The organism is Roseateles sp. GW835-FHT13E02 (assembly GCF_058794035.1).
On sequence record NZ_JBXAGJ010000010.1, the window covers coordinates 176998 to 197731 of the forward strand.

At 67.1% G+C, this 20734-nt stretch carries 19 protein-coding genes; 12 read left to right on the forward strand and 7 right to left on the reverse strand.

The window, feature by feature from the left end:
• Nucleotides 1–62: 62 nt before the first annotated feature.
• Nucleotides 63–3320, forward strand: coding sequence for a type I restriction endonuclease subunit R (locus AC1Q6P_RS12060; protein WP_492666009.1), 3258 nt, complete (start codon nt 63–65; stop codon nt 3318–3320).
• A gap of 9 nt (nt 3321–3329) precedes the next feature.
• Here AC1Q6P_RS12060 and AC1Q6P_RS12065 read toward each other — a convergent pair whose 3' ends face one another.
• Nucleotides 3330–4268: a sensor domain-containing diguanylate cyclase gene (locus tag AC1Q6P_RS12065; RefSeq protein ID WP_492666008.1), complete on the reverse strand. Its 939-nt coding sequence runs from the start codon at nt 4266–4268 to the stop codon at nt 3330–3332.
• A gap of 169 nt (nt 4269–4437) precedes the next feature.
• Here AC1Q6P_RS12065 and AC1Q6P_RS12070 point away from each other — a divergent pair, with 169 nt between their 5' ends.
• Entirely contained in the window at nt 4438–4842 is a 405-nt protein-coding gene (locus AC1Q6P_RS12070; RefSeq protein WP_165794610.1) for a nuclear transport factor 2 family protein, read from the forward strand.
• Here AC1Q6P_RS12070 and AC1Q6P_RS12075 read toward each other — a convergent pair.
• From AC1Q6P_RS12075 to AC1Q6P_RS12085, 3 genes are all read right to left on the reverse strand, one after another.
• Complete coding sequence (locus tag AC1Q6P_RS12075) at nt 4829–5389, reverse strand: Lrp/AsnC family transcriptional regulator (protein ID WP_102768478.1); 561 nt, start codon at nt 5387–5389, stop codon at nt 4829–4831. The genes AC1Q6P_RS12070 and AC1Q6P_RS12075 overlap by 14 nt on opposite strands.
• A 151-nt stretch (nt 5390–5540) precedes the next feature.
• Entirely contained in the window at nt 5541–6023 is a 483-nt protein-coding gene (locus AC1Q6P_RS12080; RefSeq protein ID WP_492666007.1) for a GNAT family N-acetyltransferase, read from the reverse strand.
• A 5-nt stretch (nt 6024–6028) separates the two neighbouring features.
• A complete protein-coding gene (locus AC1Q6P_RS12085; protein WP_492666006.1) occupies nt 6029–8608 on the reverse strand; it encodes a patatin-like phospholipase family protein in 2580 nt (859 codons plus the stop codon).
• 251 nt (nt 8609–8859) lie between these two features.
• On the opposite strand from AC1Q6P_RS12085, the gene modB reads away from it, so the two are divergent.
• The 3 genes from modB to AC1Q6P_RS12100 are packed head-to-tail and all read left to right on the forward strand — an operon-like array spanning nt 8860 to nt 11245.
• Nucleotides 8860–9531, forward strand: a complete 672-nt coding sequence (modB, locus tag AC1Q6P_RS12090) for a molybdate ABC transporter permease subunit (RefSeq protein ID WP_102768481.1) — start codon at nt 8860–8862, stop codon at nt 9529–9531.
• Nucleotides 9528–10277 (forward strand): ABC transporter ATP-binding protein, encoded by a 750-nt coding sequence (locus AC1Q6P_RS12095; RefSeq protein WP_102768482.1) that lies wholly within the window; start codon nt 9528–9530, stop codon nt 10275–10277. The genes modB and AC1Q6P_RS12095 overlap by 4 nt, the downstream gene beginning before the upstream one ends.
• Nucleotides 10274–11245: a LysR family transcriptional regulator gene (locus AC1Q6P_RS12100; RefSeq protein WP_492666005.1), complete on the forward strand. Its 972-nt coding sequence runs from the start codon at nt 10274–10276 to the stop codon at nt 11243–11245. The genes AC1Q6P_RS12095 and AC1Q6P_RS12100 overlap by 4 nt, the downstream gene beginning before the upstream one ends.
• A gap of 262 nt (nt 11246–11507) precedes the next feature.
• Here AC1Q6P_RS12100 and AC1Q6P_RS12105 read toward each other — a convergent pair whose 3' ends face one another.
• Nucleotides 11508–11861 carry a hypothetical protein gene (locus tag AC1Q6P_RS12105; protein ID WP_492666004.1) on the reverse strand — a complete coding sequence of 118 codons (354 nt, stop codon included), beginning with the start codon at nt 11859–11861 and terminating at the stop codon, nt 11508–11510.
• A gap of 263 nt (nt 11862–12124) precedes the next feature.
• Between AC1Q6P_RS12105 and AC1Q6P_RS12110 the strand changes: the two genes are divergently transcribed.
• From AC1Q6P_RS12110 to AC1Q6P_RS12130, 5 genes are read left to right on the forward strand one after another with little or no spacing between them, the layout of a single operon-like run.
• Complete coding sequence (locus AC1Q6P_RS12110) at nt 12125–12580, forward strand: formate dehydrogenase subunit gamma (protein ID WP_102768484.1); 456 nt, start codon at nt 12125–12127, stop codon at nt 12578–12580.
• Nucleotides 12580–14157 (forward strand): formate dehydrogenase beta subunit, encoded by a 1578-nt coding sequence (locus AC1Q6P_RS12115; protein WP_492666003.1) that lies wholly within the window; start codon nt 12580–12582, stop codon nt 14155–14157. The genes AC1Q6P_RS12110 and AC1Q6P_RS12115 overlap by 1 nt, the downstream gene beginning before the upstream one ends.
• 18 nt (nt 14158–14175) lie before the next feature.
• Complete coding sequence (gene fdhF / locus AC1Q6P_RS12120) at nt 14176–17103, forward strand: formate dehydrogenase subunit alpha (RefSeq protein ID WP_492666002.1); 2928 nt, start codon at nt 14176–14178, stop codon at nt 17101–17103.
• Complete coding sequence (gene fdhD, locus AC1Q6P_RS12125) at nt 17093–17989, forward strand: formate dehydrogenase accessory sulfurtransferase FdhD (RefSeq protein ID WP_492666001.1); 897 nt, start codon at nt 17093–17095, stop codon at nt 17987–17989. Before fdhF ends, fdhD begins: the two co-directional genes overlap by 11 nt.
• Complete coding sequence (locus AC1Q6P_RS12130; RefSeq protein ID WP_492666000.1) at nt 17979–18206, forward strand: formate dehydrogenase subunit delta; 228 nt, start codon at nt 17979–17981, stop codon at nt 18204–18206. Before fdhD ends, AC1Q6P_RS12130 begins: the two co-directional genes overlap by 11 nt.
• A gap of 9 nt (nt 18207–18215) precedes the next feature.
• Here AC1Q6P_RS12130 and AC1Q6P_RS12135 read toward each other — a convergent pair whose 3' ends face one another.
• Complete coding sequence (locus AC1Q6P_RS12135; RefSeq protein WP_492665999.1) at nt 18216–18695, reverse strand: hypothetical protein; 480 nt, start codon at nt 18693–18695, stop codon at nt 18216–18218.
• A 186-nt stretch (nt 18696–18881) separates the two neighbouring features.
• Between AC1Q6P_RS12135 and AC1Q6P_RS12140 the strand changes: the two genes are divergently transcribed.
• Together AC1Q6P_RS12140 and AC1Q6P_RS12145 are read left to right on the forward strand one after the other, a co-directional pair.
• Complete coding sequence (locus AC1Q6P_RS12140) at nt 18882–19100, forward strand: hypothetical protein (protein WP_492665998.1); 219 nt, start codon at nt 18882–18884, stop codon at nt 19098–19100.
• 142 nt (nt 19101–19242) lie between these two features.
• The gene (locus AC1Q6P_RS12145) at nt 19243–19800 is read left to right on the forward strand and encodes a GNAT family N-acetyltransferase (RefSeq protein WP_492665997.1); all 558 of its coding nucleotides are present in this window, start codon (nt 19243–19245) and stop codon (nt 19798–19800) included.
• Nucleotides 19801–20201: 401 nt separating this feature from the next.
• Here AC1Q6P_RS12145 and AC1Q6P_RS12150 read toward each other — a convergent pair whose 3' ends face one another.
• Nucleotides 20202–20732, reverse strand: a complete 531-nt coding sequence (locus tag AC1Q6P_RS12150) for a GNAT family N-acetyltransferase (RefSeq protein ID WP_492665995.1) — start codon at nt 20730–20732, stop codon at nt 20202–20204.
• Nucleotides 20733–20734: the final 2 nt, after the last annotated feature.

Consider the following 20734-nt stretch of genomic DNA (forward strand, 5'->3'; position numbering starts at 1 on the left):
GCTTCATGTCGATCACATCGACATGTGAATTCAAACAAGAGCCATCGCCTGGGGAGGCGCGCGTGACTGAAGACCAGTTAGAAAAAGAAACGCTGTCTTGGCTGGTCGAGAAAGGCTGGCGCCATCGCCATGGCGCTGACATCGCGCCCGACAGCCCGGCGCCCGAGCGCAGCGACTACCGCCAGGTGCTGCTGCGCGGCCGGCTCAGCGCGGCCATCCATCGACTGAACCCCGGCATCCCAGCCAGCGCCCGCGAGGATGCGCTCGCGCAGCTGCTGGACTTGGGCATCCCTGCGCTGCTGTCAGCCAACCGCGCCTTCCACAAGCTCCTGGTGAGCGGCGTGCCGGTGCAGTTCCAGAAGGACGGCGAGACGCGCGGCGACTTCGTCCGCTTGATCGACTGGGGTGATGGGGTAGCCAACGAATGGTGGGCGGTCAATCAGTTCACCATCAAGGGGCCGCATCACACGCGCCGGCCGGACATCATCTTGTTCGTCAACGGCCTGCCCCTGGTGCTGATCGAGCTGAAGAACCCGGCCGACACGCAGGCCGACATCTGGAAGGCCTTCGACCAGATCCAGACCTACAAGGCGCAGATCCCCGATGTGTTCCAGTACAACGAGCTGCTAGTCATTTCGGACGGCAGCGAGGCTCGCATGGGCTCGCTGTCCAGCGATGAAGAACGCTTTCAGCAATGGCGCACGATCAATGGCAGCGACCTGGACCCGCTGGGGCAGTTCAACGAGCTGGAGACGCTGGTGCGCGGCGCCTTGGCCCCGGCCATGCTGCTGGACTATCTGCGCTACTTCGTGCTCTTCGAGGATGACGGGCGGCTGATCAAGAAGATCGCGGGCTATCACCAGTTCCACGCGGTGCGGGCGGCCATCACAAGCGTCATTGCCGCCGCAGGGTACGCCCCACATCTGTCGCCGGGCCGCCCCAAGACAGATGGCGCCCCCTCGGGGGGCAGGAGCGAAGCGACGTGGGGGCACACAGGACGGGGTGGTGTGGTCTGGCACACCCAGGGCAGCGGCAAGAGCATCACCATGACTTGCTTTGCGGCGCGGGTGATGCGAGAGCCGGCGATGGAGAACCCGACCATCGTCGTGATCACTGACCGCAACGACCTGGACGGCCAGCTGTTCGGCGTGTTCAGTCTGGCGCAGGACCTGCTGCGCGAGCAGCCGGTGCAGGCGAGCACGCGGCAAGAGCTGCGCGCGCTGCTGAGCAATCGGCCCTCGGGCGGCATCGTTTTCGCGACCATCCAGAAGTTCATGCCGGGCGAGGATGAGGACTTGTTTCCCATGCTCTCGGACCGGCGCAATATCGTGGTCATCGCCGACGAAGCGCACCGCACGCAGTACGGCTTTGAGGCCAAGCTGAAGGAGGTGAAGGTTCGCAGTGAGCCAGCAGCAAGCGCCTTGACCACGGACGGCGCAGCGCCAGCGCACGCGGCGGGGGATTTTGAGTCCCCCGCGTACAAGACCAAGTACCAGGTCGGCTATGCCCAGCATCTGCGCGACGCCCTGCCCCATGCCACCTTCGTCGCCTTCACCGGCACGCCGGTGTCGGCGGCAGACCGCGACACGCGCGCGGTGTTCGGTGACTACATCCATGTCTACGACATGCAGCAGGCCAAGGAAGATGGCGCCACGGTTGCCATCTACTACGAATCGCGCCTGGCCAAGCTGCGCCTGAAGGACGAAGAGCTGCCCACCATCGACGACGAGGTGGACGAGCTGGCCGAGGATGAAGAGGAAAGCACCCAGGCCAAGCTCAAGAGCCGCTGGGCGGCGCTGGAGAAGGTGGTGGGCGCCGGGCCGCGCGTGGCCAGCGTTGCGGCCGATCTGGTGACTCACTTTGAGGCGCGGGATGCGGCCCAGCGCGGCAAGGCCATGCTGGTGGCCATGAGCCGGGACATCTGCGTCCACCTCTACGACGAGATCGTCAAGCTGCGGCCGGATTGGCATGACGCCGATCCTGAGCGGGGCGCCATCAAGATCATCATGACCGGCTCAGCCAGCGACAAGGCGCTGCTGCGCCCGCACATCTACAGCAGCCAGGTCAAGAAGCGGCTGGAGAAGCGTTTCAAGGACCCGACCGACCCGCTCAAGCTGGTGATCGTGCGCGATATGTGGCTGACCGGCTTTGACGCGCCATGCGTGCACACCATGTACGTGGACAAACCCATGAAGGGCCACAACCTCATGCAGGCCATCGCCCGCGTGAACCGCGTGTTCAAGGACAAGCAGGGCGGCCTGGTGGTGGACTACATCGGCATCGGCAACGAGCTGAAGGCGGCCATGCGCGAGTACACGGCCAGCCACGGGCGCGGCCGGCCGACCGTGGATGCGCATGAGGCCTATGCCGTACTGGCCGAAAAGCTCGATGTGCTGCGAGCCATGTTGCATGGCTATGACTGGAGTAGCTTCCTCACGGGAGGCCACAAGACCCTCGCGGGCGCGGCCAACCATGTGCTGGGCCTGAAGACTGAGGGCAATCGCGACGGCAAGAAGCGCTTCGCCGACGCGGCCTTGGCGATGAGCAAGGCCTTCACGCTGTGCTGCACGCTGGACGAAGCCAAGGCCGTGCGCGAGGAAGTGGCCTTTCTGCAAGCGGTGAAGGTGATCCTGACCAAGCGTGAGATCTCGCAGCAAAAGAAAACCGACGAGCAGCGCGAGCAGGCGATCCGCCAGATCATCAGCCAGGCGGTCGTGTCCGACGCCGTGGTGGACATCTTCGATGCGGTCGGCCTGGACAAGCCCAATATCGGCCTGCTCGATGACGAGTTCCTGGCTCAGGTGAAAAACCTGCCCGAGCGCAATCTGGCGGTGGAGCTGCTGGAGCGGCTGCTGGAAGGCGAGATCAAGTCCAAGTTCGCCAGCAATGTGGTGCAGCAGAAGAAGTTCTCCGAGCTGCTGGGCAACGTCAGCACGCGCTACCAGAACCGCTCGATCGAGACGGCGCAGGTGATGGAAGAGTTGGTCGAGATGGCCAAGAAGTTCCGCGACGCGGCCTCACGCGGCGAGGCGCTGGGGCTGAGCGAGGACGAGGTGCGCTTTTACGACGCCCTGGCCAACAACGAATCGGCTGTGCGGGAGCTGAGCGACGAAACGCTGAAGAAAGTCGCCCACGAGCTGACCGAGAACCTGCGCAAGAACCTGAGTGTGGACTGGTCCGAACGCGAGAGCGTGCGTGCCAGCCTGCGTCTGATGGTCAAGCGCATCCTGCGCAAGTACAAGTACCCGCCGGACATGCAGGATGCGGCGGTGGAGTTGGTGTTGCAGCAGGCGCAGGCCTTGGGAGAGAGCTGGAGCTAGCGCAGCCGATCAATCCGCCCACTGCCACCGATCCCGCCCCGCTGCCTTGGCCTGGTACAGGGCCTCGTCGGCGCGGTGGCAGAGTTCGGCGATGGTGTCGCCAGGGCGGGCCAGGGTGAGGCCGGCGGAGGCGGTGTAGTGCAGACCGGGTTGTTCGGCCAGGGGGCTGGCCTGGCGGGTGCGGGCGAGCAGGCGCTCGACCACGGCCTGGGCCTGCTCGGCGCTGACATCGACCAGCAGCAGCACGAACTCCTCACCACCCATGCGGCCGCAGGCGTCGACGCGGCGGCTGCTGGCTTGCAGCTGGCGGGCGAAATCGCAGATGACGGCGTCACCGGCGCCGTGGCCCAGGGTGTCGTTGATGCGCTTGAAGTGATCGAGGTCCAGCAAGGCCACGGCCAGCTGGCCGGCGCCGATCTGCACACGACTGAGTTGCTCCTGCATCTGCTGCAGCACATGGGCGCGGTTGCTGATGCCGGTCATGGGATCGGTCTGCGCGGCGCGCAGGGCGCGGTCGCGCTCCTGGCGCAGGGCGCGGCCTTCGATCTTGAGCGCAGTGATGTCACTGGCGCTGCAGAGCATCCAGCCTTGCTCATCCACGGTCTCGGTCATCCAGATCCAGCGGCCATCGATCAGATCGGCCTCGAAGGCGCGGAAGGGCTCCTTGCCACGGCGCGAGGCGGCACCGGCCAGCCAGGTCTCGGGCTCGGGCGCGTTGACCTTGCTGCCACGGCCGCTGGCCAGATTGCGGCGCATCATGTCCAACCAGGTGATGCAACCGTCGGGCTGCACATCAAAGGACTGGCAGAAGGCCTCATTGGCAAAGCGCAGCACATCATGGTTGTCGAACAAAGCCAGCAGCTTGGGGCTGGCTTCATGCAGCGCCAGCAGGCGCTGGGCGATCAAGGCCTGTTCGGCATCGTCGCGTGAGAGTTCGGCGGGGTCCATGAGACAGGAAGGCTGGCAGACAGACAGGTGGCTTGGGTCGGGTCGAGTGCAAAGGACAAAGCCAGAACGAGGCCCCATCATCGCCGCAAACGCCGCCGTTGCAAGCGCGAACCTGCCGCCGCATGTGCACTTCGGCCCGGAAAACGTCGGCGCGAGGAGAATCAGCCGCATGAACACCCATGCCGATCTCTCCGCCCTGATCCTGCGCCTGGAGGCCGAGCGCACCCAGGCCCTGGTGCGCAAGGACATGGCCACCGCCGAGCGACTGCATGCGCCCGACTACCAGCTCATCACCCCCGGCGGTCGGTGCATGGACAAGGCCGGCTATCTGCGGGCCGTGGCCGAGGGCCGGCTGAACTACCGGGCCTGGCAGATCGAAGCGCCGCAGCTGCAGCTCTCGGACACGCTGGTGCTGCTGCGCTATGAGGCTTTGCTGAGTTTTCCGGAGCGGCAGCTGCGCTGCTGGCACAGCGACCTCTACGCCCTGCACCAAGGTCAATGGCTGGCTTTGCGCTCACAGGCCACGGCCTTTCCGCCGGAGGCAGCGGCGGCAACGCCCCTCACGGCAGGCTGAGGTGCTCCTGCTCCAGGCCCTGAGCGAGGGCCGCCAGGCGCGCCTGGGCGCTCTGCGGCAGCAGGGTTTGCAGATGCTGGCAGATGCGCAAGGCATAGCTGGGCCGGGTCAGCTGGGCGATGCGCTCGAGCACCGGCTCCAGGCGATCGAGCAGCTCCGTTTCGCTGCGGCTGCCATGCACCAGGGCGGCCAGGGTGCTGGCCTCGGGGCCGCGGATCATGGCCAGCATGTCGATCAGGTACATCTTGGCGGCTGCGGAGGAGCGGCGCTCGGGCGCGGGCGCTTCGGGCTGAGGGTCAGGTCTTGCCTCGGCGGCGCTCACCTCGGCGGATGGCGACGTGGCCGCGGGCCACTCGATGCTCAAGAAACCCAACTCGGCCAAGCGCTCCATGGCGGCCGCGCCGCCCAGGCCGACCATGCCGGCCAGCTCCTGAAACGCGCGCTCACCATTGGCCAGCACCAGAATCTGGCGGTCGCGGGCGCTCAGCGCGGGGTCGCGCAGGCGCAGGGCCTCGCGGCCCGAATCGGTCTTGCGGGGGTACTTCATGGCAGTGGCGCTCGATGCGGCAGCTGTGCTTCATGCCTCAGCCGCCAAGCGTGCCCAGCAGCACGGGGCCGCCAGTCTCTGCCGCGCCTGTGACGGTGCTGTGAAAGGAGAGCGCCTGCCGGGCGTTCAGCGGAAAGCGCCGGCGTGGCGCTCAGCGCGCCAGAGGGGAAGTCAGAGGCAAGGGCAAGGTCAACACCGCCAGCATGTCCTCGCCCTCCTCGTCCAGGCCCTGCTCGACAAAGCCATGGCGGGCGTAGAGCCGGCGCGAGCCCTCGTTCTCGGGGTGGTAGCAGATCTCCACCTCGCGCACAGCCGGGTCGGCCGCGATCTCACGGATGGCCGCCTGCAAGGCCAGGCTGCCCAGACCCTGACCCTGATGCGGCAGGGCGATCATGAAGCGCCAGATGGACACGCGCTGCGCCGACTGCGGCACCCACATCATGAAGCCCACCAGCTCAGCGCCGGCGTGGATGGCCCGCACCTGGTAGCCCGGGTTGTAAGCCGCCTCCAGCAAGGACCAGGTGTTGCTCGCCAGCATGGGCTTCTGCGCCTCGCTCAGGGGCAGGTCACAAATGGCCTCGTAGTTGGCGCGGGTGACGGGCTGCAGGGTGACTTCAGGTGTTGGGGTCGGCATCGGTTTCAGGGGTAGCTGTCGGGGATGCCTTGCACGCCGGTGCCGCGCCGGGCCAAGAGTAGCAAGGGCTTGCTGAAACAGGCATCGGCCAGGCATGCCAGGAGCGGAACCGCCACGATCAATGTCGCGGTCGCGAGAAGAGCCCAAAGCGCCCAGTTCATGGGCAGCAGGAGCAGCAGGCTCGGGTACAACCAGGTGTTGCGGTAGTAGCGCAAGTTCCGCCACACCGTAGGCATGTAGCTGCGCCACCACGCTTGAAGCGGCCAGGGCGAGGGCGGAGGCAAGCCAAACTCGCGGCGGCGCGCACGGTCGGCGCTACGCCAGCGCCAGAGTGCACCTGGCCCGAAAATCAGCACCACCAGGGTCCACGGAAGCCAGGCTCCCAAGCGTTCGGTGCACCAGCGCAGCGCGCTTGGTTTCGCCTGCTGCCAAGCCTCGTGCACCCACGGCAGCCCAGCATTGGACACCCACTGCCACAGGCCATCACGGCTGAGGCCGAACAGCAGCACCAGCAAGCCCAAGCCATGGATTGCAGGACGCCAGCCTTCGCCGCCGGCCGCCAGCAAACGCAGAAAACGATGCCGGCCGGCGCGCAGCAAACGCTCGCGCCGGCGCATCGCCGCCTCGTCACGAAACGGCGGCTCGTACGGCACCGCGGCCTCGTGCTGCCAGCCCGGATGATGCTCTAGCGGCGAGCCCGCCTGACGCAGCGGCGCCAGGTTCTCCTCGGCCTGCAGATAGCCCTGGCGAATCAGCGCCTCGGCTTCGAGATCGCTGAAGGCATCGAGATCGGTGCGCAGGCGCGCCAGCAGGCGGCGCTCGCGCTCGTCGGCCTGGGCCAGGGTCAGGGCTGGCTCCGGCGAGCGCTCGCCCGGCGCCCGCTCCTCCAGCATCTGCCGCCCGCGCAACAGAGGCACACCGGAATCGATGCGGAAGTTGATCAAGACCTTGAGCGCACGCAGGCTCAGAAACTCCTTCGCGGTGGAGCCCAAAGACTCCCCCGAAAGCCGCTCCGTCAGACGCACGCGCTCGCGCAACTCATGGCGGAACAGATTGAGCGGCAGCTCGGACAAGATGGCCGTCAGCCGCGCGCTCAGGCCCAGGCGGCCGACGGAGGCCTCTTGCTGCTCGGTCTCGAAAATGCCGCCGGGGTCGCTGGCGATGATGAGATTGCATTGCTCATCCAGCAGCGCCGTCGTGCCCATATTGTCGAAAACGCCACCATCGGTCAGGCCCAGGGTGCGCACGCGGCGGTCGTCGTAGAAGTCCGACAGCAAATAGGGCGGGAACACCGGCGGAAAGGCGGCCGAGGCCGTGACGGCCTGGGCCAGCGGCAGCCGCTGCCATTCCTGGCTGGCCTGCGGGGACACCATCCAGGCAGCTCGCAGGTTGTAGATTTCCAGGATCAGTCGACAGGCCTGCTGCTGCGCCCGCGCAAGACGCATGGGATGGAGCGCGCGCAGTTGGTCCCAGTTGAACTGCGAATCTCGTTGGCCGTCCGGCAGCAGGCTGAAAAACGCTTCGCGCAAGCTGGCGACATGCTGGCTCAGGCTGAGCCCATCGGTGACCTTGGGGCGGAGCCGGCGGCCTCGCAGCAGAAACCAGGCGGGCGTTTTGAGCGCACGCAATCGGCCCGATTCGGCATCGCTGAGCCACTGCACCAGCGTCTCCAGCGTCACACCCGGTGCCAGCTGGTCCATCAACGTTTGCAGAGCCCGGCAGCGCTGGCGCAAACCAGAAGCATCACTTCGGCTCCAAACCGACAGCACCGACTCGGCCCATGCCTTGTCCTTCGCGCTCAATGTCACGCGCGGCTTCAAGGCAGTGTCTTCCGGATACAGCAGCACCTTGCGCGGCAGAAGCTCGGTCTCGATCTCGCCGTAGCGCAAATGCCCGAAGTACCACTCGCCCAGCTCCGCGTGCGAGAACCAGAAACGCGCGCCAGAGTTGAGCGAGGTGGCGTTGATGATCCAGCGGGTCAGGGCCGAGCCCGGCTTGGCGTCGGCTGCCCCCTCCCACAAGGCCTGGTGGTTGTAGTTCTCCGATCCGCCGGCGCGGGACGATGCCTCCGCCCGCAGGCGCAAAGCCAGCAGGGGTAGGCGATCCGACTCGGGCTGCCCCGTTGTGCTGCGCAGGCGCTGGGCCACCCCTTTCAGCAGATGCTCGTCGTACAGCTTGGCCATCGCCGTGGCCAGCGAATCCGGCCCCAGGCACACCTTGAACAAGGTCCAGGGATGCATCAGCAAGCGGGTGCGCAGATTGAGCTGCGCGGCACGGCGCATGTCCTGCTCCACACGTCGCACCAGTTGCAGATAGGCATAGCGGCTGAGCCCGCCCAAACGCGGCGGCAGCTGCGCCAGCATCGGCTGCTCCAGCTCCGCCTTCAGATGCATCAAGTACAGCGCCCCCACCACCGAGCCGCCGGACACGGTGGACAGCACCTCGACATAACGCAAAAGGTCCAGCTCCGCCAGGCGGCGCAAGACGCCGACATGAAACAGCGAGGCACGGAAGCCCCCGCCGGCCAGGGCCAGGCCCAGCTTGTGGCGCGGTGGGTGATCTGACGAAGGAGACAGCTCAGTCATGATGTGTGGGGCTCATGCATCGACTCCTCGGGCCGCGACTGTAAGGCCTGCAAACAGCCGCAGCAGTCTCCAGAGAACTCACTGAGGGAAATCACGGTTAGCCCCGGCTGGGCCTGCTTCTCTGGGTTGCCGGGTGCCGCGCCGTGGCAGATCGCCCGCTGGTGGGCTCAAAACAGACAGCCAGGCCTGCGCTATATTGCGCCGCACCCCGCCGCCACTTTCTCCCGGATTCGCCCTCCCCGCCCCTGCCCATGGATGCCGCCTGGATCGCCCTGGCCCTGTCACTCAAAGTGGCCGGCTGGGCCACGGCCGTGAATCTGGTGCTGGGCACGGCGGCCGGCTATGGCCTGGCGCGCTGGCGCCGCTTTCCGGGGCGCGAGCTGCTCGATGCCTTGCTGACCCTGCCCATGGTGCTGCCGCCCACGGTGCTGGGCTACTACCTGCTGGTGCTGCTGGGTCGGCGCGGGCCGATCGGCCAGTGGCTGGACACCCATCTCGGCATCCAGCTGATCTTCACCTGGCAGGGTGCGGTGATCGCCGCAGCCCTGGTGTCGTTTCCGCTGGTGATGAAATCGGCCCGGGCCGGTTTCGAGGGCGTGGACCGCCAGCTGGAGCAGGCCGGGCGCGTGCTGGGCCTGGGGCCCTGGGCGCTGTTTTTCCGCGTCAGCCTGCCGCTGGCCTGGCGCGGGGTGCTGGCCGGGCTGCTGCTGGCGTTTGCGCGCGCGCTCGGCGAGTTTGGCGCCACGCTGATGGTGGCAGGCAGCATCCCGGGGCAGACGCAAACCCTGTCCATCGCCATCTTCGAGGCGGTGCAGGCGGGCCAGGACGGCAGCGCCAGCCTGCTGGTCGGCCTGACCTCGCTGACCTGTGTGGCCGTGCTGCTGGCCGCCGGCCGGCTGCAACCCTCGCGGAGCGCGGCATGAGCACGACAGTCAGCAACACACCGAGCGCCTGCTTCGATGTGCAGATCCAGCAAACCCTGCGCAGCCGCGAGCGCTCGGGCAGCCGCTTCAGCCTGAACCTGCGCTTTCGCAGCGAGGCCATGCACACAGTGCTCTACGGCCCCTCGGGCGCCGGCAAGAGCCTCACGCTGCAAGCCATCGCCGGCCTGAACCGCCCCGACCAGGGCCGCATCAGCTGCCAGGGTCAGGTCTTGCTCGACAGCGTGCGCGGCATCGATGTGCCCGCGGCGCAGCGCGGCTTTGGCTATCTGTTCCAGGACTACGCCCTGTTCCCGCACCTCGATGTGCGGCAGAACGTGGCCTTTGGCCTGCGCCGCGGCTGGCTCAACCCCAGCAGGCGCTGGCGCGACCCACGCGTCGAGCACTGGCTGCAGGCCTTCGAGCTGGACGCCGTGGCCGGCCAGCGGCCCGAGCAGCTGTCTGGGGGGCAACGCCAGCGCACCGCCCTGGCCCGCGCCCTGGTGGGTGCGCCGCGCGCCCTGCTGCTGGACGAGCCCTTCTCGGCCCTGGACCCGGCCCTGCGCGGCCGCCTGCGCGAGGAGCTGGCCGCCCTGCTGCAGCGCCTGCAGATCCCCATGCTGATGATCACCCACGACCCCGAGGACCTGGCCTTCTTCGGAGGCCTGGCCCTGCAGCTGCGCGCCGGCCGCCTGGTGGGCGGCGAGGCCGAGATCGACAGCGAGTTCGAACAAGGGCTGGCCGCGTGAACCTCTTCGTCTCGCTCAAATACCTGGTCGCGCTCGACGACCACAAGCATTTCGGCCGTGCCGCGCTGGCCTGCCATGTCACCCAGCCGGCGCTCTCCAACGCCTTGCGGGCGCTGGAGGAAAGCTATGGCACGGCCATCGTCAAACGCGGCCGCAGCTTCGCCGGTTTTACCGAAGAGGGCGAGCGCGTGCTGGCCAGCGCGCGCCGCATGCTGCACGAGCAGGAGCTGCTGCAGCAGGAGCTGGACAGCCGCAGCGGCTCGCCCTGCGGGAACCTGCTGATCGGCTCGGTGCCCACGGCCATGCCCATCGCGGCCCGCTTTGTGGCGCGCCTGCAGGCCCTGCATCCGGGCATACGGCCGACGCTGCGCTCGATGAGCTCGGTCGAGCTGGAGGCGGGGCTGGAAAGCCTGGCGCTCGACCTGGCTCTGGGCTATAGCGAGCGCCTGGAGCGCAGCCGCGCCCAGCTGCGCCTGCTGCCTCAGTACATCGAACATTACTTCCTGCTGCAGCGGCACGCCGAAACTCCGGGCCGCAGCGGGATCGGCCTGTCCATCGGCGCAGAGCTGGGCTGGCAGGCCGCCGCCGCACTGCCCCTGTGCCTGCTCAGCGCCGAAATGCACAACCGCCGCATCATCGACCGCGCCTTTGCCGACGCCGGCGTCCCCAAGGTGCAGGCGGCGATCGAATCCAATTCCACCGCTGCGCTGGTCAGCTGTGTGCTGGCCGGCCAGGTCAGCAGCGTGCTGCCCGGCGCCCTGCTCGGCGAACTCCAGGCCTACGGCCCATCCACATGCGGCCTGCAGGCGCGCCCCCTGGTGGCGCCCCAAGTGGCCGTGCCCATCGCCCTGATGCTGCACCAGGGCAGCCGCCCCTCACGCACACTGGAAGCGGCCTTGGCGCTGGCGGAAGATCCGGCATGGTTGGCAGAGGCGGCGCAACACAGCGGCTTGTTGCAGGGGCGCTGAAAGCGCTAGCGCTTGTCGACTTCCAACGGTTGAATGGCCGTGTGAAGCCCGCAAGCGTGAAACCAGGCGTGCATGCAACAGCGAAGGCGACAGCCCGGGCACCGCACACACCAAGCAGGAGCGTCCCTCTACACTCGGCGCTGTGCGTGCTGACTGCTCAGGAAAGGTGATGTCCATGGCAACTTTGAAGAATTCACTTCTCGGCGTCGCGCTTGGAACTGCACTGTTGCTTCTCGTGCCGGCTGTCGCGATGCAAATCAGCTCAGAGGTTTCGTGGGGCCCCGGTGATTTCCTCGCTGCCGCAGTTCTTCTGTTTGCTTCCGGCTCCATCGCAGTCTTGGGGCTGAGACAGGTCTCGGGTGAGGGTCGTCGGCTCGCCCTCGTGCTTGCCCTTGCCTTCGGCCTCGCCGTGGTGTGGGCTGAACTCGCGGTTGGCCTTTTCTCCTGAATGCTGGCCGCAGCGCCAGTTCAGAACGATGTGGTTCCGCCGTTCGCTGGGACTGGAGTCGCGCAGCCCAGGCGATGCGGAAGCCTGGCACTGCATCAACTCCGCCGCCATGGGCTTCTTCTCATCAAGACCTGAGGTCGGCTTGGCTGTGCAGTTCAGTTCGAGCACCCGTGGGCTGCTGTTCGAACCCGCCACCTGAGCAGACGCGCGGTCTTCTCGGCGGAAATGGCACTCCGGAGCGCTTACCAAGCCGGGGTAGCGGCAGTCTGGCGGCTCGGAGGCAGGCACAGACCGCTCAGCCCTGATTCCCCAAAATGATCGCCCCATTTCCGGATTGAATTGGACAATCTGAGCCGTCTGAGCGACCCTCGCAACGCCCGCAGCCATGGATGCCACACAGCCATGCGCCTCTGTCTGAACAGCCTCTAGCCATGAACGATCTCTCCCTGTCCGAACTGCTGGCCGCACACCCGCCCCGAGACGGCGCCCTGCTGCCCCTGCTGCATGCCGTGCAGGAGGCCCTGGGCCATGTGCCGCCGGCCGCCGTGCCCCTGATTGCCGAGCACCTGAGTCTGTCCCGGGCCGAGGTCCATGGGGTGATCAGTTATTACCATTTCTTTCGCAGCTCAGCGCCGGGCAAGCAGGTGCTGCAGGTCTGCCGCGCTGAAGCATGCCAGGCCCGCGGCGCCGAAGCGCTGCTGGCCCATGCCGAAGCGCGCCTGGGCTGCGCCTCGCACCACACACGGGCCGATGGCGCGGTGACGCTGGAGCCGGTCTACTGCCTGGGCCTGTGCGCCTCGGCACCGGCCCTGCAGATCAACGAGCGCCTGCACGCCCGCATGACGCCGGCCAAGCTCGACGCCCTGCTGGCCAAGGAGGGCCTGTGATGACGAGCGCCATCGTGAAAGTATTCGTGCCGCGCGATTCCGCCGCGCTGGCCGTGGGCGCCGACGAGGTGGCCGAAGCCCTGCGACACGAGTGCCAATGCCGTGGCCTGAACGTCGAGCTGGTGCGCAATGGCTCGCGTGGCCTGTTCTGGCTGGAGACCCTGGTTGAGGTGCAGACGCCGCAAGGCCGCATCGCCTACGGCCCGGTCGAGGCCGCCGATGTGCCGGGCCTGCTCGATGCCGGCCTGCTGCAGGGCGGCGAGCACCCGCTGCGCCAGGGCGTGACCGAGCAGATCCCTTTCCTCGCGCTGCAAGAGCGATTGACCTTCCGCCGCGTCGGCGTGATCGACCCGCTCTCGCTGGCCGACTACGAAGCCCACGAGGGCTGGGCCGGCCTGCGCCGCGCGCTCAGCCTGGACGGCAGCGCCATCATCCAGGAGATGCTGCACTCGGGCCTGCGTGGCCGCGGCGGCGCGGCCTTCCCGGCGGGCATCAAGTGGAGGACCGTCCGCGAGGCGCAATCGGCACAAAAGTATGTGGTCTGCAACGCCGACGAAGGCGACTCCGGCACCTACTCCGACCGCATGACCATGGAGGGCGATCCCTTCATGCTGATCGAGGGCATGACCATCGCCGCGCTGGCGGTGGGCGCCACCCGCGGCTACATCTACATCCGCTCCGAGTACCCGCATGCCATCGCGACGATGAAGGAGGCCATTGCCCGCGCCACGGCCGCCGGCTTCCTCGGCGACAGCGTCTGCGGCAGCGGCCAGGCCTTCCATCTGGAAGTGCGCAAGGCGGCGGGCAGTTATGTCTGCGGCGAAGAGACCGCCATGCTGGAGAGCATCGAAGGCAAGCGCGGCGTGGTGCGCGCCAAGCCGCCGCTGCCGGCGCTCTCGGGCCTGTTCGGCCAGCCGACGGTCATCAACAACGTCATCACCTTTGCCAGCGCGCCCATCATCCTGGCGCGCGGCGCCCAGGCCTACCGTGACTTTGGCGTGGGCCGCTCGCACGGCACCCTGCCCTTCCAGCTGGCCGGCAATATCAAGCATGGCGGCCTGGTCGAGAAGGCCTTCGGCCTGACGCTGCGCGAGCTGCTCTACGGCTTTGGCGGCGGCACGGCCAGCGGCCGGCCGATCAAGGCGGTGCAGGTCGGCGGCCCGCTGGGGGCTTACGTGCCCGAGTCGCAATGGGATGTGCCGCTGGACTACGAGGCCTACGCGGCCATGGGCGCCGTGGTCGGCCACGGCGGCATCGTCGTGCATGACGACACGGCCGACCTGTCCCAGCTGGCCCGCTACGCCATGGAGTTCTGCGCCATCGAGTCCTGCGGCAAGTGCACACCCTGCCGCATCGGCTCGACCCGCGGCGTGGAAGTGATCGACCGCATCCGCTTCAACCGAAACAACGACCAGAACCGCGCCGAGCAGGTGATCCTGCTGCGCGACCTCTGCGACACCATGACCCACGGTTCGCTCTGCGCCATGGGCGGCATGACGCCGTTCCCGGTGCTCTCGGCCCTGAACCATTACCCGCAGGACTTCGGGCTTGCCGAGCCCGATCAGGCCGCCGCCTGAGCCCAGGAGCAGATCATCATGTTGAACCATCTGAAGCAAGACATCGATCACGGCACCCCGCGCCGTGAGCCGAGCGAAGAAGTCACGCTGGAAATCGACGGCTTCCCGGTCACCGTGCCCAAGGGCACCTCGCTGATGCGCGCCGCTGTGGACGCCGGCATCAAGGTGCCCAAGCTCTGCGCCACCGACAGCCTCGAGCCGTTTGGCTCCTGCCGGCTCTGCCTGGTGGAGGTGGAGGGCCGCAAGGGCTTCCCAGCCAGCTGCACCACGCCGGCCGAGGCTGGCATGAAGGTCAAGACCCAGACGCCCAAGCTGCAGGATCTGCGCAAGGGCGTGATGGAGCTCTACATCTCCGACCACCCGCTGGACTGCCTGACCTGCTCGGCCAATGGCAATTGCGAGCTGCAGGACATGGCCGGCGTGACGGGGCTGCGCAATGTGCGCTACGGCGTGGGGGGGGCTGTTGTGGATGGGGTGGCCGGCGCCCACCATTGCGACTCGAAGAAGGACGAATCCAACCCCTACTTCACCTACGACCCGAGCAAGTGCATCGTCTGCAACCGCTGCGTGCGCGCCTGCGAAGAAACGCAAGGCACCTTTGCGCTGACGATCTCGGGCCGCGGCTTTGAATCGCGCGTGTCGCCGGGCCAGGACCAGCCCTTCATGGAATCGGAATGCGTGAGCTGCGGCGCCTGCGTCGAAGCATGCCCCACGGCCACGCTGCAGGAAAAGTCCGTCATCTGGCTGGGCCAGCCCGAGCACAGCGTCATCACCACCTGCGCCTACTGCGGTGTGGGCTGCGGCTTCAAGGCCGAGATGAAGGGCACGCAAGTCGTGCGCATGGTGCCCTGGAAGGACGGCAAGGCCAACGAAGGCCACAGCTGCGTCAAGGGCCGCTTTGCCTGGGGCTATGCCACCCACCAGGACCGCATCACCAAGCCCATGATCCGCGCCAGCATCCAGGACCCCTGGCAAGAGGTCAGCTGGGAGGTGGCGCTGAACCACGCGGCCAGCGAGTTCCGCCGCATCCAGGCCAAGCATGGCAAGGATTCGATCGGCGGCATCACCTCCTCGCGCTGCACCAACGAGGAAACCTACCTGGTGCAGAAGCTGATCCGCGCGGCCTTCGGCAACAACAATGTCGACACCTGCGCCCGTGTCTGCCACTCGCCCACCGGCTACGGCCTGGGCCAGACCCTGGGCACCTCGGCCGGCACGCAGACCTTCAAGTCGGTGGAGAAGGCCGATGTGATCATGGTCATCGGCGCCAACCCGAGCGAGGCGCACCCGGTGTTCGCCTCGCGCATGAAGCGCCGCTTGCGCGAGGGCGCCAAGCTCATCGTCGTGGACCCGCGCCGCATCGACCTGGTCAAGTCGCCCCACATCCAGGCGGCCCACCATCTGCAGCTCAAGCCCGGCACCAATGTAGCGGTGATCACCGCCCTGGCCCATGTCATCGTCACCGAGGGCCTGGTCAATGAAGCCTATGTGGCCGAGCGTTGCGACCCCAAGAGTTTCAATCAGTGGCGTGAGTTCGTGGCCCGGCCCGAGAACTCGCCCGAGGCGCTGGAGGCCGCCAGCGGCGTGCCGGCGGCCGAGCTGCGCGGCGCGGCGCGGCTGTACGCCACCGGCGCGAGCGATGGAACGGCCGCCGTCACGCGGCGGCCGAACGCCGCCATTTACTACGGCCTGGGCGTCACCGAGCACAGCCAGGGTTCGACCATGGTGATGGGCATTGCCAACCTGGCCATGGCCACCGGCAATGTCGGCCGCGAGGGTGTGGGCGTGAACCCGCTGCGCGGCCAGAACAATGTGCAGGGCAGCTGCGATATGGGCAGCTTCCCGCATGAGCTGCCAGGCTACCGCCATGTCTCGGACAGCACCGTGCGTGCGCAGTTCGAAGCGGCCTGGGGCGTGAGCATCAACCCCGAGCCGGGCCTGCGCATCCCGAATATGTTCGACGCGGCACTCTCGGGCAGCTTCAAGGGCCTGTACTGCGAGGGCGAAGACATCGTGCAGTCCGACCCCAATACGAAACACGTGGCCGCGGCCATGATGGCCATGGAATGCGTGGTGGTGCAGGACATCTTCCTGAACGAAACCGCCAAGTACGCCCATGTCTTCCTGCCCGGATCGAGCTTCCTGGAAAAGGACGGCACCTTCACCAATGCCGAGCGCCGCGTCAGCCGCGTGCGCAAGGTCATGCCGCCGCTGGCCGGCTATGCCGATTGGGAGGTGACACAAAAGCTGGCCCAGGCCCTGGGCTACCCGATGGACTACAAGAATCCCGAAGAGATCATGGCCGAGATCGCCGCGCTGACCCCGACCTTCGCCGGTGTCAGCTACGAGAAGATCGAACGTTTGGGCAGCGTGCAATGGCCTTGCAACGAGCACACCGAAGAGGCCGGCACGCCCATCATGCACGTGGACAAGTTCGTGCGCGGCAAGGGCCGTTTCATCATCACCCAGTACGTGCCCACCGATGAGAAAGTAACGCGCAAATTCCCGCTGCTGCTGACCACCGGCCGCATCCTGAGCCAGTACAACGTGGGCGCACAAACCCGGCGCACGCCCAACAACCAGTGGCACAGCGAGGACCGCCTGGAGATCCACCCGCATGACGCCGAGGAACGCGGCATCAAGGACGACGACTGGGTGGGCATCGCCAGCCGCGCCGGCGACACCGTGCTGCGCGCCACCGTCACCGAGCGGGTGCAGCCGGGCGTGGTCTACACCACCTTCCACTTCCCCGAGTCCGGCGCCAACGTCATCACCACCGACAACTCCGACTGGGCCACCAACTGCCCCGAGTACAAGGTGACCGCCGTGCAGGTCATGCCGGTGCAGCAGCCGTCCGACTGGCAGCGCGAGTACAGCCGCTTCAACCAGGCCCAGCAAGACGCGCTGCAACAGGCCCGCCAGCCCGAGGGCGCCCATGGCAAATGAGGCCCCCAAGGCCGGCGCCGAGCCGGCCTCGCGGCCCACGTTCTGCGAGGGCGCTCGCGTGCTGCCCGTGCAGGGCGTGCGCGCGGGCGCGGCCTTTGCGGTGGACGACTGGGTGGCCGAAGAAGTGCCGGTGGCCCTGGAGTACAACGGCATCTCGCATGCGGTGATGCTGGCCACGCCGCTGGACCTGGAAGAGTTCGCGCTCGGCTTTTCGCTCAGCGAAGGCATCCTCAGTGCACCGCATGAGCTGTTCAGTGTCGAGGAAGAAAGCAGCGAACAAGGCATCACCTTGCACCTGCGCATCGCCGGCGAGGCCTTCGCCCGATTGAAAGACCGCCGCCGCTCCATGACCGGCCGCACCGGCTGCGGGCTCTGCGGCACCGAGAGCCTGGCCCAGGTGGCGCGCCACCTGCCGGAGCTGGCCACGCCGGGCCAGGGCCGGCTGTTCAGCCGCGCAGCGATAGCCCGGGCCATGGGCCAGTTCGTCGAGCACCAGACCCTGCAACAGGCCACCGGCGCCGTGCACGCGGCCGCCTGGTGTTCGGCCGAGGGCGAGGTGAAATGGCTGCGCGAAGACGTCGGCCGCCATAACGCGCTGGACAAGCTGATCGGCGCCCTGGCTCGGCATGAGGTCAAAGCCGGTGAGGGCTTCATCGCCGTGACCAGCCGCGCCAGCTTCGAAATGGTACAGAAGACCGCCAGCGCCGGCGTGCCCCTGCTCGCGGCCGTGTCCGCCCCCACCTCCTTCGCCGTGGCCACCGCCGCGCGCGCCAATATGACCCTGGTCGGCTTCGCCCGCCGCCAGGACCTGGTCGTCTACTGCCACCCCGAGCGGCTCGACCTCCACGTCCCCGAACCCCAGCTCAAGCCCTCCCATGGACATTGAAAAACTCGTCCGCATGGCCAACCAGATCGGCACCTTCTTCCAAGCCATGCCCGACCACGCCGAAGCCCTGGACGGCATCGCCACCCACATTCAAAAGTTCTGGGAGCCGCGCATGCGGCGGGAACTGCTGGCGGCGATGGAGGGCTCGGGGGCAGCCAGCGAACTCTTGCCCATCGTCAAAGAGGCGATTGAGCTGCGCCGGGCGAGCTTGGGCTGAGCCCAGGCCTCAGTCGGTGCACCACTGCCATTCCACTTCGCTGAGCTTCCCGCTGGCAAATCTGAAAACAAACTTGTCGCTGCAGACCTCCGCCAGGCCCTGGTAGGAGATCCAGTTGGGTCCGCGTGCGTCTGGCTCACCCAGCAGCCGTCGCAGTTGGGCGGCATCCGAGGTACCAATGACGATGTCGCTCGCCAGGTGGCCTTTGCGGCGAACGCTCAGCTTCAGCGGAACTGGCTTGTTCGACGACTCTGACGCCTCCAGCCAGCTGACTTGCAGACCTGGGTCACGGTACTCCTTCTTGACCCATCCTGCTGAAACCGTCGTTGTCACTTTGGGCGCAGCAACCAGGTCAATGGCAGCCTGGGTGTACCCCTCGCCAAAACGGTAGAGGTTCGCGCGGGCCTCCAGAGCTTCCGCGCTGGGCACATCCGCCTGCGCAAAGCCCAGCGGCAAGACGATCAGACACCAGGCGATGAGCTTTTTCATGAATGCATCCGCAATGAAGTCATGGTCGCCCCGAGGCGAGCCTACAGTGGGTCACACGTTCGATGGTATCGGCACAGGACTGGCAAGGGCGGTCAACCTGTGTGTGCCTGTAGCGTTGTGGAGTCACCGGCGCCATGTTTCTGAGCCGGCAGTTCGAAGCAACGATTGAAAGAAAGCCAAAGCACCATGACCACGCTGACCCTCACCTTCAACGGCGCTCCGCGTCAGGCTCGCCAGGCCTTGGGTGAACTGCTCTTGCGTTTCAAGAGCGCTTACTTCGTCGAGCGCAGCAGCACGGAGTTCCTGGTCACCGCCGATGAAGCCACGGCCTCGGAACTGGCCCGGCAAGCGCAATGGTCGAGTGCCTTGGCCACCGGCCCCGTGTCGAACCCTCGCTCCCACTGATGGACCCACGGTGGGACGGATGGCTTGAGGGGCGGGCTGCTGCGGGCAGCAAGCGGCTAAGCTGGGCGCAGGTTTGTGAGGTCGGTCGTTCACACCCACACGCCCTTCTACTGTGCTCTGCTCTGCTCTTCAAGCCGCTTCCATGACCGCCCCTCGTTTCAGCAACTTCATCGCCGCCATCCCCAGCTTCGAATCCGAGCGCCTGTGGCTGCGGCCGTTTGCCGAGGCGGATTTCGAAGGCATGGCTCGTTTCTTTGCCGACCCCGTGTCGGCCAGCTACGGCGGGCCCTGCGGGCGCGATGAGGCCTGGCGCAAGTTCGCGGCCTACTTCGGCCACTGGGCCTTGCGCGGCTACGGGCCCTGGGCGCTGGAGCGCAAATCCGACGGTGTGTTTCTGGGCCTGTCCGGGCTCTGGTTCCCTGAAGGCTGGCTGGAGCCCGAGATCACCTGGGCGCTTTTGCCCGAGGCCCAGGGCCAGGGCTATGCCACCGAGGCCGCCCGTGCGGCGCTGCGGGCCGCGTACCACCAATTCGGCTGGCAGACGGCGGTCAGCGTGATCGCGTCGGGCAATCGGCCATCGGTCCAGGTGGCTGAGCGCCTGGGCGCCACGCTGGAGCGCAGCATCCCATTCCGCGGCGGCGAGGGCCTGGTGTACCGGCACCAAGGGCCGGCGGCGCTGGACGCCACTCTGCCGCGCTGAGCCTGCTGCCCACTGCCCACTACCTGCCGTCACATTTCGTCAAAGTCTCGGCACACAAGGGCCACGGACAAAGCCGGCCCAGCTTTTGACAATGCGTCTCCTTCTTTCCTGATGCACGCTGTGGGTCCACGTCGTGGGCGACATGCGTGCGGAGACAGCACATGAAAATCCTGACCCCCCACCACAAGCAGTTCGACTTTTCCTGGGCCAAGCTGCCCGCTTCAGCCCGCAAGACACTGGCGCTTATTGCTGCAGGGCTGGCCTTGTCGGGCGCCTCTGCCGTCTGCGCCCTCTTGCTCTTCAGCAAGGTGGCCCATGCTGCAGACACTCAAGGCGCCGACAGACCGGCCCTTGCAGCAAGTTCGCAGCCCTGAGCCGCAAACTCAGGCGGCGCGGCGAACTCAGGACAGTGACAGCGACATGTGCACTTTGCCCTTGAGGCCCGCCTCGATGCGAATCGCCTGCGGCTGAACACCCCAGGTGACAAAGCCCACCGAGCGATACAGGCGAAGGGCCGGCTCATTGCCCTCGGTCAGGGTCAGGTTCAAAGCCAGGATCTCAGGTCGCGACGAGGCCGCCGCCACAGCCGCCTTCATCAGCGCCAGACCCAAGCCCTGGCCCCGCTGCGCCGCCTGGACATACATGCCCAGCACCAGCGCGGCGTGCCGTGTCTTGGGCTTGGCCGAATACTCAAGCGCCACCGTGCCGACCAACTGCTCGTTTTGCCATGCCCCCAAGCTCGTGGCCAGGCCGTCAGCGCTGCCGATCCGCCGGATCCACCAGGATTCGGGTTCCGCGCGGCGCTCGGCCGGCGTGGCCGTGAACGCATCCGGCGCTTGCTCGTAGGCCTCGAGCATGAGGCTGCGGTAGGCGGAGGCGTCAGCGGCGGTGAGGATGCGGATCGGGTACATGCCGGGCTCGATGAACTGCATGG